This is a genomic window from Cellvibrio sp. 25HG11W-0, assembly GCF_057815475.1.
Window position 1 is genome coordinate 19,486 of sequence record NZ_CM174230.1, and the last position, 18,063, is coordinate 37,548.

An 18,063-nucleotide genomic window follows, 5' to 3' on the forward strand; every position below is an offset into this window, starting at 1 on the left:
ATGTTTAATGAGCAAACAGTCACAGAAAATGGAATTATTGGGCGCTTAAAAACTTTAAGCGGAATTAATTGGTCTTTTTGTCATGGGGATAACCTGCCAAAGAAAGCACAGGATATTTTTGTTGATGAGTGGCTCAAAGAGGCTCTTTGTTCGTTAAACCCCGATATTGCCAAACAACCTGATTATGCCGATGAAGTGATTTACAAACTTCGTGGTGTAATTCTGGAAGCTCGCCATACCGGTTTAGTAAAAGCCAATGAAAACTTTCATGAATGGCTAATGGCCGAAAAAACCTTGCCCTTTGGTGAAAGCGGCGACCATATCACCATTAATCTGATCGACTTTGACAACATTGAAAACAACCATTTCGTGGTGTCTCAGCAAGTGCATTACATTGCGGCTGCCGAAGTGTATTTCGACATTGTGCTGTACGTGAATGGTTTGCCTCTAGTCGTTGGCGAAGTGAAAACGGCTACACGCCCAAGTGTAACGTGGCAAGATGGTGCTGCCGATTTTATGGGCGGCAAAAAGCACTACTGGAAAAATGTTGAACCCTATTTTGTACCTAATCTTTTATGCTTTGCCAGTGAAGGTAAAACCTTTGCCTATGGCGCCATCAACGCGCGCGTAAAAGATTGGGGGCCTTGGCACCATACCGATAGCCGCGAAGAAATTATGCCGGGCATGGCATCGGTTCTTGAAAGCTGTGAGGGTTTACTCAACCCACAAACATTATTGCAATTGCTGGAATCCTTCGCTCTATTTTCTACAGTAAAAACTGGCAAAAATACCTCACCTAAACGCATTAAAATTTTACCCCGCTATCCGCAATTCGAGGCTGCTAAACAAATTGTTGAGCGTGTTCGAAATGGCTACCCAAAGAAAGGTTTAATTTGGCATTTCCAAGGCTCGGGTAAATCCTTGCTAATGCTTTATGCCGCCAAAATGTTACGTGCAGATAATCAACTAAAAAACCCAACCGTATTGGTAGTGGTAGATCGCCGGGATTTAGATAGCCAAATCAGTGAGACTTTTGGTGGTGCCGATGTTAAAAACCTAATTAAAGTACAAAGCTGTAAAAAACTCGGTCAACTCATTGAGCAAGACAGCCGTGGAATTTTAATTACGACCATTTTCAAATTTAAAGATGTCGAGGTTGATGACAGCAACCCCAATGGCCTTAACAACCGCGACAATATCATTGTGTTAGTGGACGAAGCTCACCGCACGCAAGAAGGTGGATTAGGCGAAAAAATGCGCTGGGCTCTACCCAATGCACATTTCTACGGTTTAACCGGCACACCGATTTCCGGCATTGATCGCAACACCTTTAAGTTGTTTGGTGCAGAAGAAGACCCCGGCCGCTATATGAACCGCTATAGCTATAAACAGTCGATTCGTGACGGCGCCACTAACCCAGTGAAATTTGAACCGCGATTGGCAGAGCTACGAGTAGATCGTGACGCTATCAACCAAGAGTTTGAACAGCTTGCAAAAGAAAATAATTTAGACGAAGAAGAAAAAGCAGCGCTCTCTAAACGCGCCGGTAAATTAGCAATTATGCTCAAAGCCCCAAAACGCATGGCGGCAGTGAGTGATGATATTGCTGAGCACTTTACCAGCCATGTGAAGCCTAAAAAAATGAAAGGCATGGTTGTGGTGTACGACCGCGACGCCTGCGTTCAGATGTATTACCTATTAGGAAACAAACTTGGGTTTGATGCCGTAGAAGTAGTAATGAACGTAGATCAAGCCCCCATTAAAGCCACTGAGGGTGATAAAAAAGATAAGGTCAATAAAGACTGGCGCAAGTGGAAAGTAGATCTTGAGCTGCCCATTCAAGAAGCTGACTTTGAGCGCTGGCAACAAATTGATGGCGACGAACAAAAGCAAAAAGACATTATTGAGTCATATAAAGACCCAAGCCAACCACTGCAACTGATTATCGTAACGGCCAAATTACTAACTGGGTTCGATGCACCGATTTGCTATTGCATGTATCTCGACAAACCGTTGCGCGATCACACATTGTTGCAAGCTATGTGTCGTACCAATCGGCTGTATGAAACAGACGATACGCGCAAAGATATGGGCCTCATCATTGATTACTTGGGTGTGTTTGAAAACCTGCGCACAGCATTAGCTTACAACCCCGATGAAATTGAAGGCGTGGTAGAAGGAATTGAAGCATTCAAGGAACTGCTGCCGATGCAGTTGCAAAAGTGCCTAGATTTTTTCCCAAATGTTGACCGAACCCTTGAAGGTTTTGAAGGCATCATGGCCGCGCAAGAGTGCTTGCCTACCAATGAAAAGCGTGATGAATTTGCGGCAAGCTTTGGTGTTCTTGCCAAGCTCTGGTCAGCCATTAACCCAGATCCATTTTTAAGCCCATTCAGAAAAGATTATAAATGGCTGGCGCAAATTTATGAGTCGGTTCGCCCAGTTGGGCAAACCGGTGCGTTGGTATGGGCGGCGTTAGGCCCTGAAACCATCAAAATGATTCACGAGCACACTGACATCAATCGCATTCGCGACGATATCGACGAACTCATTATGGATGAGCACGCAATTTTTACGCTAACCGAAAAAGAGCAGTTACAGCGCGCCAACAAATTAGAAATAGATTTAATGGGCCGCTTACGCGGTAGTGGGGAACCCGTATTTGTTGAACTAGGTGAGCGCTTAGAAAAGCTCCGTCAAGATTACGAAGCAGGTGTTATTAAAGCTATCGAATGGTTAAAAGGCTTGCTAGATGCCGCGAAGGACACTGTTCAAGCTGAACGTGAAACGGGTGATAAAGTTGTAACGGAGGCGGACAACAAGCAAGCCTTAACCAAACTCTTTCTTGAAACCCGCCCCGAAGCAACGCCAAAAGTAATCGGTGATGTTGTAGAACAAATCGACAAAATAGTTAACGCCACTCGCTTTGATGGTTGGCAAAAATCCAACAGCGGCCCAAGAGAAATTCAAAAGGCACTGTTGCTAACCTTGGCCCAATTTGGATTGGGGAAAGATAAAGAACTATTTAATAAGGCTTATGCCTATATTGAAGAGCATTATTAGGATGCATAAAAAATGCCATGGACTCAAGCTCATTTAAACTGGCTCAACGATAGTGGACAAGTATTAACACTGGCTTGTGGTAGACAAGCCAAAGTTTTTCGTTTTGATCACGATGTGAATGATCAAGTAATAATGACTGAATGGGCAAAGCACTTCAGAAATCATTATTGCGACGATGCTGAAATAGATATGCTGAGAAAACCCAACGAAACGCGAGCTCAATTTTTGCTTTCGACTAAGTTCCCCAACGCTACGAAAAAGCCGGGGCCTAGTATACGAGCAGGTGATTTTGCGGAAATTCTAGTCGCAGACTACCTAACTTACCTACACAAATACAATGTGCCACGAACTCGTTATGACCGCAAAGCGGTGCCAAACGAATCCACCAAAGGCTCAGATGTTCTCGCATTCAAACAAGTAGATGACAAGCCTGAAAACGACGAGCTTTTAGTTTTCGAAGTAAAAGCTAAATTAACACCGGGGCGAAAACCTAAACTTCAAGAAGCAATAGATCATTCCGCGAAAGACTACCACCTGCGCTTAGGCGAATCCCTTTATGGCATTAAACAGCGCATGCATGACCGTAGAGACCTCGACGGGATAGCTCTTATCAATCGATTTCAAAATTCCGTAAACAGTCCTTACAAGCTTAAATACGGCGCAGCGGCAGTTCTATCTGATGCTGCTTATGATGCTGCCTTACTAGCCGCAGCTACCACAGCGAATCATCCGCAAGCACAAGAGATTGAACTCATTGCAATTCATGGAAGCGAATTGATGTCACTGGCCCATGCATTGTACGAGAGGGCCGCGAATGAAATTTGAAAACAGATCATCTCGATTACTTTCGATTACAAAGTCGAAAGCAAAAATGCATGAATTCGGGCTAGCGGAAGAACATCACATCACTTTACATGACTCGCCTAGTCGCCTGTTATTGATGACGATTGGTATTTTGGGTGATCTTTGTAATGAAGTTTTGGATGTTGAGCACAGCAGTGTAAAACAAGAGAATCAATCTGTATCCGAGTTAAGAAATGTCGCGCGATATTTTGATGCATTATTGGAGTCAAGGTTAGAATCTGAAAACGATTATTACTTGTTGCTGTTGGCATCAGCAGCTTACTACTTGGCAGACATGCCGGGTAGTTCAATGGTTATATCTCAAAGGCTTGAGCAAAACAGAAAACTACTAACGGATTCTGGTATCGAGTTTATTCTTGAATATATCTTAAATATTCATATCCCACATGTAACTGCAATTGTTGACAGTGAGTCCGTTCGTGATGGGTTCCTACCTGAATTGCCTTCTGGCCACATCCCTATTCCTGATTTGTCGTTGTTTTTATCAACAGTTAAACAACTTAATTCGCATTATCAAGGCAGGCAGTTGGATGGGTATTTAACTTTAGGCAAAAGAATCCAACGCTATTTTTTAGAGCATGGCTCTGATCGAGAATTGTTAATTGCAAATGTGTTAAGTGGAATAATTATTAAACGTGCTAGTAATTCTGCCATAACCTTATTGCCTGAATACACTGGCATTAGTAGAGAAAACTTGCTACCCATACTGGCAAAGTCAACATTCATCAAAGAGTTTTGGCCAGCCCAAAGGCTTTTGGGTGAGGCTGGTATTTTCAAAGGTCGATCAGCTGTTATCCAGTTACCTACAAGTGCAGGAAAAACCAAATCTGTAGAGATTGTGATTCGCTCATCTTTTATGGCAGGAAGATCCAAAGTTGCTGTTGTTATTGCACCGTTTCGATCACTTTGCAGGGAAATTAGTGAGTCGCTTTCTGTCGCATTTTCTGGCGAAGATGTTTATATAAATCAGTTAAATGATATTCCTCAAATCGATGATGCAGACACTGAATTTTTCTTACATCTTTTTGAACAGCAGGATGATATAGAGGTTATACCTTCTATTATTGTCTCCACACCTGAAAAGCTCGTCTATTTGTTACGCCATAAGTCAGAGTTAACAAGTGAAATATCGTTAGTCATTTATGATGAGGGGCATCAATTCGACACAGGTGCTCGTGGTGTCACCTATGAGCTGCTCCTCTCAAATTTGAAACAAGAGTTGAAACCAGATACTCAGCATGTACTGATCTCAGCGGTACTCTCAAATGCAAGTTCTATTGGTGATTGGCTCTATGCCGGCGATGGAACGGTGGTGAATGGATCTAATTGTCTATCAACTGAGCGCAGTATCGCATTTTGTAGTTGGCGAACTAAGCTAGGCCAGTTTCACTATGTAGAGCAGCAAAATCCAAATTCGGAAGAATTCTATGTGCCTCGGGTGTTAGAGTCATTTCCCATCCCCCAAAAAGTACGTGAAAGGACACAGAAATATTTCCCAGATAAGCGTGAAAAAACAAGTATTGCAGCATACCTTGGATTAAAACTTTCCAGCCAAGGACCTGTTGCAATATTTTGTGGAACCAAAAAAACCGTAGCGACAATATGTAAATTAATTGTCGAATCATCTGAACGTATACCGCAGCTACCCGTTCCCTTAACGCATAGTGATAAAGAAGAAATAGAAAAAATTGCAAATCTTTCCGCATCTCATCTTGGAAACAGCTATGCGATAACTCAAGCCATAAAAAAAGGGGTTCTTCCGCATAGCGCTGGAATTCCTAATGGTTTGCGAATAGCGGTTGAATTTGCTATGGAAAAAGGATTGGGCCGATGTGTTGTGTGCACCTCCACGTTGGCGCAAGGCGTTAACTTACCTATTAAATACTTAATTGTATCTGGCGTGTTTCAAGGGCAACGTAGAATTTCAACGCGGGACTTTCACAATCTTTTAGGTAGAGCTGGCCGCTCAGGAAAGCACACAGAAGGAAGTATAATATTTACCGATACAACGTTATTTGACGAACGCAGATCAACTAAGAAATGGCACTGGAACCAAATGAGTAGTCTGCTTGATCCTTCACTCTCCGAGGGATGTACTAGTAGTCTCTTAACTTTGGCTCAGCCATTTTTTGATGATCCCTTCGCTGTAGACCCAATTAAATTCATTAAAGATCCCGATAAATATGAAGCGCTTTGCAAAAGAGCTGCAAGTCGCCAAGGCCTGGACATATTAAATCTTTTGGGACAAATGAACGAACGCAAAGGCTATTTAAAAAGTATAGAGAGCTATTTGCTGTCCCATTCCTCTGATGAGGTAGATCTTGACGATGAAAAGCTTGCGCAATTTTATGCTAATACGTTTGCGTTTTCATTAGCGACCGCAGACGAGGAAAAGAAACTAGCGGAGATTTTTCGTTTTGTTACTTTAGCGGTCAACGCGATCGAGCCTGAACGAAGACCCATATATGGCAAAGCACTGCTGGGCATTGACGAACTGCACTTTATTGAAGAATGGTTAAATGGAAATCTCCATCACTTAGTTGACCAGACAGATATATTGGCTGTACTAGAAGTTATTTGGCCTGTTCTAATGACACTTGCATCTGATAATAGCCTCAAGAAACTGATTGGCGAGGATGCAGGGCTATTTATCGCAAGACTTTGGTGTTCGGGTATTCCTTATTGTGAAATCCTATCCAAAGTTAAACTCAAAGGTATTAAGTTCAGAGCCGGAAAGCAATTGCGTGAGATTACGATAGAAAACATTCTTGAAATATGTGATAGCAGTTTAAGCTATGACGCAATGTTAGTTGTCGGCGCTTGCGCTGATTTAATTCCGCTGACTGAGGACTTTGCCAGATTGGAGATTCTAATAAGGCACCTTCAAGCCTCAATAAAAATTGGACTGAAAGATGAATTGGACGTTTGGTTATATTCCAATGGTTTAGCTGACAGGGTAGTAGCAGCAGATGTTGGTAATGAAATAATGCTTAACAGCTTGGATGTTCCAACTTTAAACTCTACAATTTTTACTCAATTTAGATCTGCAATTGAGTCTGCGCTGTCTAAGTTTCCTTCGATATTCTCAAACTCAATATGAGTAGCCATGGCTACAGCTAATGAGCTGTGAAGTCAGGATATTGGATTGAGGAAAGTAATTGTTTTAAAAGGCAACTCAAAAAAATTAAGCGAATTTAATACCAAGGACTTTTTGATGAGTACATTTGATAGCACTAAGACCCCATTGCCAGAAATCATTAAACAAATTACTGAAGGTAAGTTGCAATTACCTGATTTTCAGCGTGGCTGGGTTTGGGATGATGATCACGTTCGCTCTCTGCTAGTCAGTATTGCGCGTTCATTCCCTGTCGGTGCTGTCATGTTGCTTGAAACGGGTGGAGAGGTTCGTTTCCAGGTTAGACCAATTGAAAACCTTACATTTGCTGGACCAATCCCCGAACCTGAAAGATTAATCTTAGATGGTCAGCAGCGGCTTACATCACTTACACAAGTATTGGCCTTAAATACACCAGTGAAAACCTTTAATGAAAAGGGAAAGCCCATTAGCCGATACTATTATGTAGATATCGAAGCTGCATTGGATGACCGCCTAGATGAGGCGTTCATAGCATTAGAGGCAGATAAAACGATAAAAACCAACTTTGGCCGCGATATAGTTCTTGATTTATCAACTCGTCAAAAAGAATGCGAGGCTTTTTTCTTCCCCTGTAATCAAATGCTCAATTCAGATGGATGGGAGGAAAGTTTGCAGGAGTTTGCGCCAGATAAATTTAGCGCCTACATGTTGTTTCGCAAAAAAATACTCAATGAATTCCGAAGTTATCAGCTACCACTTATTGCACTTGGTAAAACAACATCTAAAGAGGCTGTTTGCTTGGTGTTTGAAAAGGTAAACACGGGCGGTGTCCCCTTATCAGTATTTGAGCTCGTGACAGCTTCGTTTGCCGCTGATGGTTACAACTTGCGTGATGATTGGTATGGAAGTCGTATCCGTAGCATTGCTGGGCGCGAAGACCGAATCAAACAGGAGGCAATTCTTGAGGGTGTAGAAGCAACAGATTTTCTACAAGCTATTAGCTTGCTGCATACATTAGAAAAGCGCAACGCTGATATAGCGTCTGGAAAAACAGGAAAATCTCTATCCGCTGTTAGCGCCAAACGTGTAGCTGTTCTTTCTTTAACCTTAGAGGAATATAAAAAATGGGCGCCAGAAGTCGAAAGGGGCTTTTTATTGGCAGCCAAATTTTTGCGTAAGGAGTATTTCTTCACCGGAAGAGACTTACCTTATCGTACACAGCTAGTTCCATTAGCCGCAGTTCTGTCACAACTAAAAGAGCGTTGGCTAGAGCCAAAAATATTCGACAAATTAAGTCAGTGGTTTTGGTGTGGTGTACTCGGCGAGCTATATGGTGGTGCGGTAGAAACACGTATAGCCAACGATCTGGAGGAGCTGCTTAATTGGATAAACAACGACGGTGATGAGCCGCGTACAATTTATGAAGCAGCATTCCAGCCAAGCAGGTTGAATACTTTACGATCCAGGTTGAGCGCGGCCTATAAAGGGCTCAACACACTCATATTACGTGAAGGGGCAAAAGATTTTTTCTGGAAGGCAAGTGTGCAGGAGCTAGACCATGAGGAAGTTGCTTTGGATATTCATCATATCTTCCCCAAAATTTGGTGCGAACAAAAAGGCATCAAGCCTGCAATTTATAACTCAATTATCAATAAAACGCCGATCTCCTACAAAGCGAATCGTATGATTGGTGGTAAAGCCCCATCAAATTATCTTGAGTCAATTCAGATGCATAAACAAGTTGGTTTAACTGATGTAGAGATGGATAGGATACTTATAAGCCATTGTATAAATCCAGAGGCTCTTAGAAGCGATAACTTTGAAGGTTTCTATGAAACTCGCCATCAAATGTTACTAGCTGTTGTAGCGCAGGCAATGAAAAAGGATGTTGCTGCCGAGCAATTGGGCGAGTCAACTGAGATTGAGTCGGACGATTAGTTATAGAGATGAGCTTTTAAGTTAAAATCAAACTTTAACTAAATGAACTTATTAAAATTGCCCTGGAGAAAAAGCTCAGGGCAATTTAGAAGTATTTTTGCAAAATAGATTACTTGCAAAGGAGCATTTTTTTATCAATACCAATTTTATCAATTACACGATTAAATGCTTTTCTATATTGATCTTCGGAGCCGCCTTTCTCTTTTGCCATATCAGAAAATTTCTTTCCTGATATTCGCTCTAGTACTAAGTCAAGTTGTTCTTCTGATAACCCTTTTGACATAATAATTTCAACAGCTTTAGATAGATCTAAATCTTCTTCGTTCAGAGAGGATGAAATATGTTGGTCCCAAAAATCACTGTCTAAAGTGCAATCTGAAGAAATATACTCTCTAGCTCTAGCAGCAATTTTTCCTCTTTTGATTTTTACTTCTTTTTTAGTGGTTCCTGTCTCTTCTTCATCTGACGTAACCTCCGTGATTTGATCTGTGGACCAGCGGCGCAGACGGGTGTTGCAATAATTTCTTACTCCCATAATCAAGTATCCCTCTATCTCCGATCTTGTCGGCATTCGCTCCCCTAACCTTTCAGGACTTAGTAAAATTGTGGTTTGGCTTTTTATTGACCTCAGTGCGGATTCAACAACGTGAGAAAGCGCATCGTCCGCAATATCTCTCTCATCAGACCTCACTAAAATTCCACCTAACTTTCTTTTGACTACATATACCAAAAATTCTTTGAAGTTTTCATCAATAAATAAATCACCTAAGTGTTTGCTTACAGCGTCCAAGATTTTTCTATTTGCCTCGGGTAATTCCTTTTTCTCTACTACTTCTAACATCTCTTCATTGCTCGTCATCTTGGTATCTTCCAATGAAATGGGTTAATTCATTCGCTTAAATAAAAAACATGTCCGGTCTTCAAAATCCGTTAGTTAACTGTAGTTGAAGCCTTGAAATACACCACAGAGAAAGTAAATTTTCTATATAAATAATTCTGAACATTAATTGAACAGAGAAGAAGGTGTCCGGAATTTCTCTTGATTTAGTTATGAGAGTTGTAAGCAATGAGAATCTGACTTGATTTGAATAGAAAATTTGTCCGGTAACTTCAGTCTCTTGGTTATTCACAGTGAAAAGACAAAGAACACAACAGATAAAACTACTGGAAAAATAAATGTGTCCGCTTTTTCAGGGTTGTTAGTTACTTCGTAATGAAAGGGGAAGGAAGTGAATGTAAATATTTAAATTATCGTGAAAGTAAACGTCCGGTTTTAACCAGATCCTAGTTACTCCGTATTGAAAGTTGATAGAGGTAGGCAAAAAAATTCAAAAATAGACTTGATGTATTTCGATGATTTTGGCGACAGACATATAATAGCGAAAAGTAATTAAGTTCATATTTATAATAGCTTTTGTTGCATTTCATGTAAAAATGAGCTATCAATTATGTCTTGCTCAATATTTGATCACAAAGAGGTAGGTGAAATGAAAACGTAGAGGGAATAGGAAAAGACGCCGAGAGCCAAAACAGAATAGGTCTCGAAAAGGATGGATCAGCATAGATAAAGCGAGTTGGGATTCGAAGTATCTAAGTAAAGCCTCCTAGCGTCAAACCGAATCTGAAGACGACCGCAAATTTTTTTCGAATTTGCGGCTGCGGGAAAACTCATCCTGAATTTTGATACCGAGACCGATAGGACGCTATATGCCAATTAGACAAGTCGTGAGACGCACAAAAACTACCGTCAGATATCTCGTTCCTTCCTTTAAAAATGGTCGAGCTATCGGATGTGAATCAGGTCTTGAGAGAGACTTAGTTCTTTTGTGTGAGTTCAGTCCAATTGTTACTAGTTATGAAGAGCAACCACAGAAATTTCGAATTGCTGCTGAACCCAAAGACTTCAATGCCATCCCTGATTTGAAGGTGGTTTTAGCTAATGCTGAAATCGGCTTTCTCGAAGCCAAATATAAGAACAAAGCCATGAAACTGGTTGATCGGCATAAACAGATAGGGAGTCATTTGGAAACCCTGGGCTATAGCTACCAGATGTTAACTGAAGGCCAAATCCGATTTAATCAAATAGTTATCGATAACTGCTTATATCTCAACGGCTTTAGATCTCATACAAAGTCCGATTTTAGCGAGTTATTGAGCTATGTACCCAAAGGCAATTTTACTCTTGCAGAACTTATTAAAAAATTGGGTGACCCCCAACTTGCAGTGAAATTAATAGCCTTACAATTAATCTACCACGACTATACAAAAATTCTAAGTCAGAAGAGTGAATTGCGAGCTAGTAGAAGTGATGACTTTAATTTTTTGACTAATTTCCTGAAGTGATCGGCATAGATACATTTCTTGACACTAATTGATATTTTTATAAGGATTACTATGACCTTTTCTCTACAACAAGGTTTAGTTTTTAAGAAAAGCAATCACACATTCATCGTTGAGGATGTGATGACGTATTCTGACTCGTTTACTGCAAGAAATCATGATCAAAAAAGAAGTGTTAACTTCACAATCAACGAATTTATAAGAGAATTTGAAAATAAGAACATAATCATATTGAAAAATTTACTTGATCAATCGAGTGAACAAGGATTTGCGACGATTATTCCTAATAAATTTACCGATGAAGAAGTAATGCAAATTGAAGAAAGGAGAAAATGGATAGAGGCTTGTATAGACGAAAATTCGATTTGGATAACTAATAAAGAAATTCGTGATGAACAGCTTTTTGAATTTGCAAGATCAATTGGATGTAGAGGAAAACTGCCCTCTGCAAAAACACTGAAGCGGTGGTATACCCGTTGGAGAGTCGGGGGGAAAACCATGGATTCCCTTTTGCCTCATATTTCAAAACGCGGGAATAGAACTTCAAGAAAGCCCGATGAGTTAAATGATTTAATTCAATTTTGTATTAGCACAATATACATGCAGGAAAATAGGCCATGTATTTCGGCGGTACACAGAGTTATCCGTGAAAAAATAGAAACAGAAGTAGAATTTTCACATTTGGATTGTCCTTCAAGATCGACGGTCGAAAGGGAAATCAAAAAAATACCTGAATATGAGCGCTGTAAATCTCGCTATGGTTGGATGATAGCAAAAAGAAATTTCCCATACGGATCGCCAGTAAAAAGAATTCATATTCTTATGGAGCTCGTTGAAATTGATCACACTCCAATTGACATGACGTGCAGATCAAATGATAGAACGGTTGTGTTGATGAGAATTTGGATCACTATCGTTGTTGAAAAAGCAACGAGAGCGATTGTTGGCTATTACATAGCCGCTCATGAACCTAGCGCTATCTCAGTTATTCGTGCACTCAAGAGTACGGTAACACCCAAAGATATGATTTTAGCAAGGTATACGGAATTAGCCGATGAATACTGGCCGTGTTGGGGGCTTCCTGCCGAAATATCAATGGATAACGGTACGGATCTCATTTCAATGCAAGTAAAAAGCTGTTTATGCAGCTTGGGCGTCCTTGCTCACTACAACCCCAAAGGACTACCAACCTATAAAGGCTGCGTAGAAAGATTGCAAGGGACCATAAATGGACAGGCGACTGAACTAATGCCTGGAAGAACCTTTTCAAACTATATCGAAAAAGGTGAGTACAAAGCAGAAATGAAATCTGTATTGACTATAGAGGACATGGAAAAAATATTTCTGATTTGGACGGTAAAGTATTACCACCAAACTCGTCATTCGGGAACCAAAGAAAAGCCGATTGATGCTTGGAATCGGATGAAAGAAGAAGCCGCTCCTATTCGAATGGCTGATGATTTGAATTTCGAGAAATTCCTCTGGAAGCCTGAAGAAAAGAAACTGCAAAAGTATGGTTTAGATGCGAATACGTTCAAATACAACTCAGTAGAGCTACAGAATATAGCCAAGAAAATCGGCTACGGAAAAACTATTGAAGTTTACATAGATAATTCCGACATTTCTGTAGTTCATATTAGAGTACCTGGAACGGATACATACATAGATGCTTTTGCTGCTGGTTCGATATATATGGACCTCCACTTGAATATCGATGAGCATAATTCAGTAGTAAAGCAAGCCAAGCAGATGTTCAACGACGATTATGGCAAACCATTATCAGCAACCAATATGAGTCCAATACAAATGCATACAGCATGGTTAGAAATTCTTCGAGTTCGTGACGAGGCGATCAATTCAACGAAAAAGGCTGTACGCGAAAAAGAGGTTAAGCGGCGAGCCAAAAGTGATTCCAAAAGCCCCAAAAAATCGAAGCCAGAAACCGCCACACTTACCAACAATCACGACGAACAACCAATTATTCCAAATATTGAGGATCTATGATTATGAACCCATCAAGCGACGTAATTCTGAATAACGTGCTCTCTACAATTGTTCAATTTCCAGAATACAAGATGGCCATTGAAAAATTCAATTGGAGTCTGAATTTTACGGAAACCTATGGCAAGGCTTCCGGATATATGATCGTTGGTCCCACTGGCGCAGGTAAAACAAAGTTGGCAGAAAAAATGGCTTGTTCCTTTCCTCCTATAGAGGAAGCAGAACGAACTCACATTAAAGTACTTTACTTTTCTATGCCTGCGACGCCGACGTTTAGATCGATCTGCAAAGCGCTTTTGGATAAGTTGGGTCAGAGGTATAGACAAACAGCAACAGAAGGAGATCTCACTTTGCAATTGAAGATCCTTCTGAAGAAAATTGGAACTGTAGTGCTTCTAATGGACGAAGCCCAGCACCTGGTTGATGGTTCAAAAACAGTCAAAGAAATTGCGAAGATAGCGGACTGGCTAAAGCAGCTCATCAATGATGCCAACATTTCCATCTTCCTTATTGGAGTACCAACTATCGAAAAGATATTCATACATAATTCTCAGCTGCGTCGTCGATTCGAAAAATTTGAAATACACGAATTTAACTCAAATACGAAAAAGGACATTGCGCTTTATGCGGGTGTAGTGGCTAAGCTGATTTCAGAGTCTGGATTCGAGGGGAAATCAGATTACATGTTGCTTCCTTCGTCACTCGAAATGCTCCATTTCGCAACCAATGGACGTATCGCGTATATAGCGAAACTTTTAGCTCATGCGCTAAAAAATGCGGCGAACTCGCGTTCAGAAGAATTAACGAGAGTTCATCTATATGAATCTTTCGGTAGTGTGATTTGGTCTGATGCAACTGATCTAGAGAATCCGTTTTCTGGAAGGTTTACTCCTCGACCTTTGAATCGGATCGGTGAGCCATTTTATGAGGAGGTTATCTAATGCATCAATTATTGGTTAGGTCTGTACCAAAGAGAGGCCAGTCAATGGACTGTTATTTGAAAACCTTGGCTAGAGAGAACGGATACCATTCGATGGAGTTTATGTTCAAACATTATTTTAATGTAACTATATCCAATGTAGATCAGGTATCACTAAGGATGGTCGGCGATCTGACTGGCCACAATGATGATGCTTTGCAAACATTGGACTTGTTGCCTAGCGATCAACACTCTCAGCCTACCCATTGGTACGGTAGGTTGGCTATACCTAGTTACCATTTACGGAAGGAACAATGGATCTGTCCTCATTGTGTAAATGAGTGTACTTACAGTCTTGCCAAATGGAGAGTTGCTTGGATGCCGGTCTGCCTTAAGCACCGACAACCACTTGTTCAGGCAGACAAGCTACAGTGGCGCGACCACCTGATTGTTGGCTTTGAGAAAGCGGCTAATGATGAACTGTATGATGATCGTCTATTAGAGATTCAACAGTTATTAGAAGTTTGCTTGGAAGATGAGAAGAATGGAATCACAAGAGACAAGCAAGGTGAATCTATTCTGGATTTAGTGGAGCGGCATCTCTTTCGTTCTATCGGCGACGCCAAGGTAAATGACTTGAGGGACCGCAGAAGAAAGAATGCGAGACGATACTTCCCTATTCCAAGTAAAGACATCCCAAAATTTATGGAATGCCTTTTTACTCAACTTATTGAGTAAGCTAGTCATGAACCTATTACTTAGACCCTGCCGCCATGAAGACGAAAGTCTTCGTGGCTTTGTGTGGCGTCTAGCACAACTTAACGGAATCCCATCTCCAATAACGATGTATGGTCGATTCTTCGGGAAAAGGGCTAGCTTGCCCGTGCTGGTTTCCGACATATTAGAAAAATACCAATCAGTATTAGTCCCTGCATCTTCAAACTTAACGCCCGAACCGGACTGCGGTACCAATTTCATCTTGAAAACGGGCTTTCGGATCTGCCCTCTGTGTTTTAAAGCTCAGTTTTTCATCAAGGAAAAATGGGACTACGCACTACTTCCCTATTGTGTGGAGCATGGATGTGAGCTCATCAATGTAGCGAACATTGAAAGATTGTGGTCGATTGATCAATTTGTCTATTTTGGCACTAAGCAAAATGATCCTGAGTGTGGCGAATTCATTGAATTGCTCAACTATCTAGAAACTCGCCTGGGATTTAGATCGGATGCAAATTGCGACTCCTTTTCCGCATTTGATGAGTTAACAATCGATGATTTTCAAAGACTGATATTTTTGGTTGGTTCATTTGATGTGTGCTCGAATCTAGATAAGCCTAGGAAAGCGCCCATAAAGTCAAATATCTCAATAACAATCGCGTTGTTGAAGCATGCTGCGAAAACGCTAGTTGACTGGCCATTTAATATTGGAAACATACTCAAAAATGAAGCCCCTATGTCTATTGGAAGTCGCCAAGTTTTTAAAGAGTATGGAGCAGTTCATAGAGCCCTTAAAAAGGAGTTAGTAGGACCTCAATATGACTACATTAAAAGCGACTATGAAAACTTCCTGCTCTTGAATTGGCCCGATGTAATCGATAAAAAGTCCACCTGGTTTCGTGCGGATGTTAAGTCGGAATCGGACTTCATAACCGGCACGGAGTTTTCTCGATTAGCTGATGTTAGATTTGTAAGAATTATTGATTGGGTAGAGAGAGGATTGTTAGATGGAAATATTCGACAACTGAGTTCCGGATATCGCCAAATTACGCTTAAGAAAGGACAAGAACGCTACTTGCGTGAAATCCAAAAGTTATTGACGCTAAAAGATGTATGCTGCCTTTTAGGGCTAACGAAAAAATCAGCACGTAGCTTGTTAGAGTGCGGTCTCATTAAATCGATTGAAAAAGGGAAAGACAAAGTTTGGGCTGTTCCTCAGTCAAAGATTCTATATTTTATTGAGTCTTTAAAGACCTATTCATTGCATGAGGAGCCCAATGAAGAATATAGGACTTTAACCTATCTAAGGCGCTATTGTACCAATAGGACCAATACTCAACTCGCAGATATTATTAGGAAAATGGTAACGGCAAGAGTTGACTACATCTATATTCATAATAAGAACAAACGTCTAACCGACAACATTCACATGATGATCGATGACTATAAAATATGCATCAACAATCATGCTCTAATTTCTATACAAGAGCTAGCTAAGGAGCTCGGTGTAAAGCAAGAAGTCACTTATCACCTAGTAAACTCTGGCCTCATCGAAACAATCAAGAAGGGGCGCGCCGGAAGGTTCGTCACCCGTCAATCAATTTCCAATTTTCAAGTTACTTATGTGTTCCTATCTGAGATAGCTAGAGCGCTTGGGACATCATCTAAGTACCTCATAGAAACGATTATTGAAAATAAAATCAACATGATTTCTGGTCCAACGATTGATGGTGGAAGGCAATACATTTTAAGACGGCTAGATGTAGATATAATTATCGATTTATTTGGAGGAAGTGATAATGAAATTAAGTGATCTAAAGAGTTTAGACTTATCAAAATTGACGGCCTCGCATGCATCAGCTGGATTAATTTGGCTGTCGACAATTTCCAAAAAGGAAATGTGGTGTCTCTCTGAGAAGGAGCAATGTAACATTCTTGGTATGCTAGATATCGACAAATATCAAGAGTGGCTGAGGTTAGCGCTTGCTGGTTCACCTATTGATATAGATGATGATAGATTAATACGTATTAGCCTGCTGTTGAAAATCCATAAATTACTGGACTCCCTTTGTCCTACAAATACGGACTCTTCAATCCTATTCAAAAACCTTAATAGTGGAGACTTTCTCAATGGAGCATCCATTAGAGAATATCTATTGCGGGATTCGTCATTGGATCGCTATTTCGAATTGACTGGCTATCTTGAACAGATAAGTTCTGGCTCCTACTCATAGAGCTTAAGATAATTACAATCAATTCAATGCATTCTTTTGATGAAAAACTGTCAGTCAATACATAGCAAGGTGCTAAGAGGTGGCATATGAAGCACATAGAAAACGAACGACATATGGCAACAATTTTATTGGATCGAATAACGAGTACCAATAAATGCTATGTAGAAAAGTATGAGCCTCTGCCAATTGAGTTGGTAGAGCGAGTTTGGCAGGTATTACCGGGGAGTGTGCTCCGCTCGGTTGTAAGTCATATACCTAAACAAATCATCGCTGACGCAATTGGCACAAGTACGAGCAATTTAACTAGACTTTTCAAGAAAAATTTAGCTAAAAATAAAGTAGACATTCTTGATGATGTCACCCTTCTTTGGCACGATCTCCATCTATTTTTTAATTTTAATGACGAGATGTTAAAAGAATGGATTGATAATCCATTACCCGCACTAAATGGAAAAGCGCCCGCATTTTTTATGAGTACCATTTCCGGAAGAAATGCTATTCGAAGTCTTATAGATAAAATGCGTCATGGAGACTTTTGACTTATTAGTGAAATGGTAAAGCAGCTATCAATGCAATACGCATTCAATACCGCACTCACTTATTAAGAGCGCAAAGAAACTGGTGGGTAACCAAAAATGCTGGATTCCGAATGCCTAAATGTCTGGAGTGACCGACAAGTGGTTGGTTACTTGTGGCGCAAATTTCATGAGAAGATGGCATTCTGTTATGCCGATGAATGGTTAGAATCTCCAAACAGTTTTGCCATATCCGTCAATCTTCCATCTTGAACAGTGCTGATTTTTAAGGTTTTCGATCAGAGTGTATTAGCTTAAAAATTCATCATTGGGTCAATACGTTGAATTGAAAATTACCTTGAATTTATCACGACG

13 protein-coding genes are annotated in these 18,063 nt (G+C 40.6%); 12 read left to right on the plus strand and 1 reads right to left on the minus strand.

Annotation, left to right across the window (positions count from 1 at the left end; translation table 11 throughout):
* From AC0KUT_RS00085 to AC0KUT_RS00100, 4 genes are read left to right on the plus strand one after another with little or no spacing between them, the layout of a single operon-like run.
* Complete coding sequence (locus tag AC0KUT_RS00085) at window positions 1-3,063, plus strand: type I restriction endonuclease subunit R (protein WP_488832522.1); 3,063 nt, start codon at window positions 1-3, stop codon at window positions 3,061-3,063.
* 12 nt (window positions 3,064-3,075) lie between these two features.
* Window positions 3,076-3,888 (plus strand): Hachiman antiphage defense system protein HamA, encoded by an 813-nt coding sequence (locus tag AC0KUT_RS00090; RefSeq protein ID WP_488832524.1) that lies wholly within the window; start codon window positions 3,076-3,078, stop codon window positions 3,886-3,888.
* A complete protein-coding gene (locus tag AC0KUT_RS00095) occupies window positions 3,878-7,027 on the plus strand; it encodes a DEAD/DEAH box helicase (protein ID WP_488832525.1) in 3,150 nt (1,049 codons plus the stop codon). Before AC0KUT_RS00090 ends, AC0KUT_RS00095 begins: the two co-directional genes overlap by 11 nt.
* A 45-nt stretch (window positions 7,028-7,072) precedes the next feature.
* Window positions 7,073-8,962, plus strand: coding sequence for a GmrSD restriction endonuclease domain-containing protein (locus tag AC0KUT_RS00100; protein WP_488832527.1), 1,890 nt, complete (start codon window positions 7,073-7,075; stop codon window positions 8,960-8,962).
* Between the two features lie 109 nt (window positions 8,963-9,071).
* Here AC0KUT_RS00100 and AC0KUT_RS00105 read toward each other — a convergent pair whose 3' ends face one another.
* On the minus strand, window positions 9,072-9,821 hold the full coding sequence (locus AC0KUT_RS00105) for a hypothetical protein (protein WP_488832529.1): 750 nt from the start codon (window positions 9,819-9,821) through the stop codon (window positions 9,072-9,074).
* Between the two features lie 848 nt (window positions 9,822-10,669).
* On the opposite strand from AC0KUT_RS00105, the gene AC0KUT_RS00110 reads away from it, so the two are divergent.
* The 8 genes from AC0KUT_RS00110 (at window position 10,670) to AC0KUT_RS00145 (ending at window position 17,961) form a co-directional block, all read left to right on the plus strand.
* On the plus strand, window positions 10,670-11,305 hold the full coding sequence (locus tag AC0KUT_RS00110; RefSeq protein ID WP_488832530.1) for a hypothetical protein: 636 nt from the start codon (window positions 10,670-10,672) through the stop codon (window positions 11,303-11,305).
* 51 nt (window positions 11,306-11,356) lie between these two features.
* A complete protein-coding gene (locus tag AC0KUT_RS00115) occupies window positions 11,357-13,306 on the plus strand; it encodes a hypothetical protein (protein WP_488832532.1) in 1,950 nt (649 codons plus the stop codon).
* 2 nt (window positions 13,307-13,308) lie between these two features.
* Window positions 13,309-14,244, plus strand: coding sequence for a TniB family NTP-binding protein (locus AC0KUT_RS00120; RefSeq protein ID WP_488832533.1), 936 nt, complete (start codon window positions 13,309-13,311; stop codon window positions 14,242-14,244).
* On the plus strand, window positions 14,244-14,960 hold the full coding sequence (locus AC0KUT_RS00125; RefSeq protein WP_488832535.1) for a TniQ family protein: 717 nt from the start codon (window positions 14,244-14,246) through the stop codon (window positions 14,958-14,960). Before AC0KUT_RS00120 ends, AC0KUT_RS00125 begins: the two co-directional genes overlap by 1 nt.
* Window positions 14,961-14,967: 7 nt before the next feature.
* Complete coding sequence (locus tag AC0KUT_RS00130) at window positions 14,968-16,752, plus strand: TniQ family protein (RefSeq protein ID WP_488832537.1); 1,785 nt, start codon at window positions 14,968-14,970, stop codon at window positions 16,750-16,752.
* On the plus strand, window positions 16,739-17,173 hold the full coding sequence (locus AC0KUT_RS00135; protein WP_488832539.1) for a hypothetical protein: 435 nt from the start codon (window positions 16,739-16,741) through the stop codon (window positions 17,171-17,173). Before AC0KUT_RS00130 ends, AC0KUT_RS00135 begins: the two co-directional genes overlap by 14 nt.
* Window positions 17,174-17,259: 86 nt before the next feature.
* Window positions 17,260-17,712, plus strand: a complete 453-nt coding sequence (locus AC0KUT_RS00140; protein ID WP_488832540.1) for an antitoxin Xre/MbcA/ParS toxin-binding domain-containing protein — start codon at window positions 17,260-17,262, stop codon at window positions 17,710-17,712.
* 174 nt (window positions 17,713-17,886) lie between these two features.
* On the plus strand, window positions 17,887-17,961 hold the full coding sequence (locus AC0KUT_RS00145; protein ID WP_488835800.1) for a hypothetical protein: 75 nt from the start codon (window positions 17,887-17,889) through the stop codon (window positions 17,959-17,961).
* Window positions 17,962-18,063 lie beyond the last annotated feature (102 nt).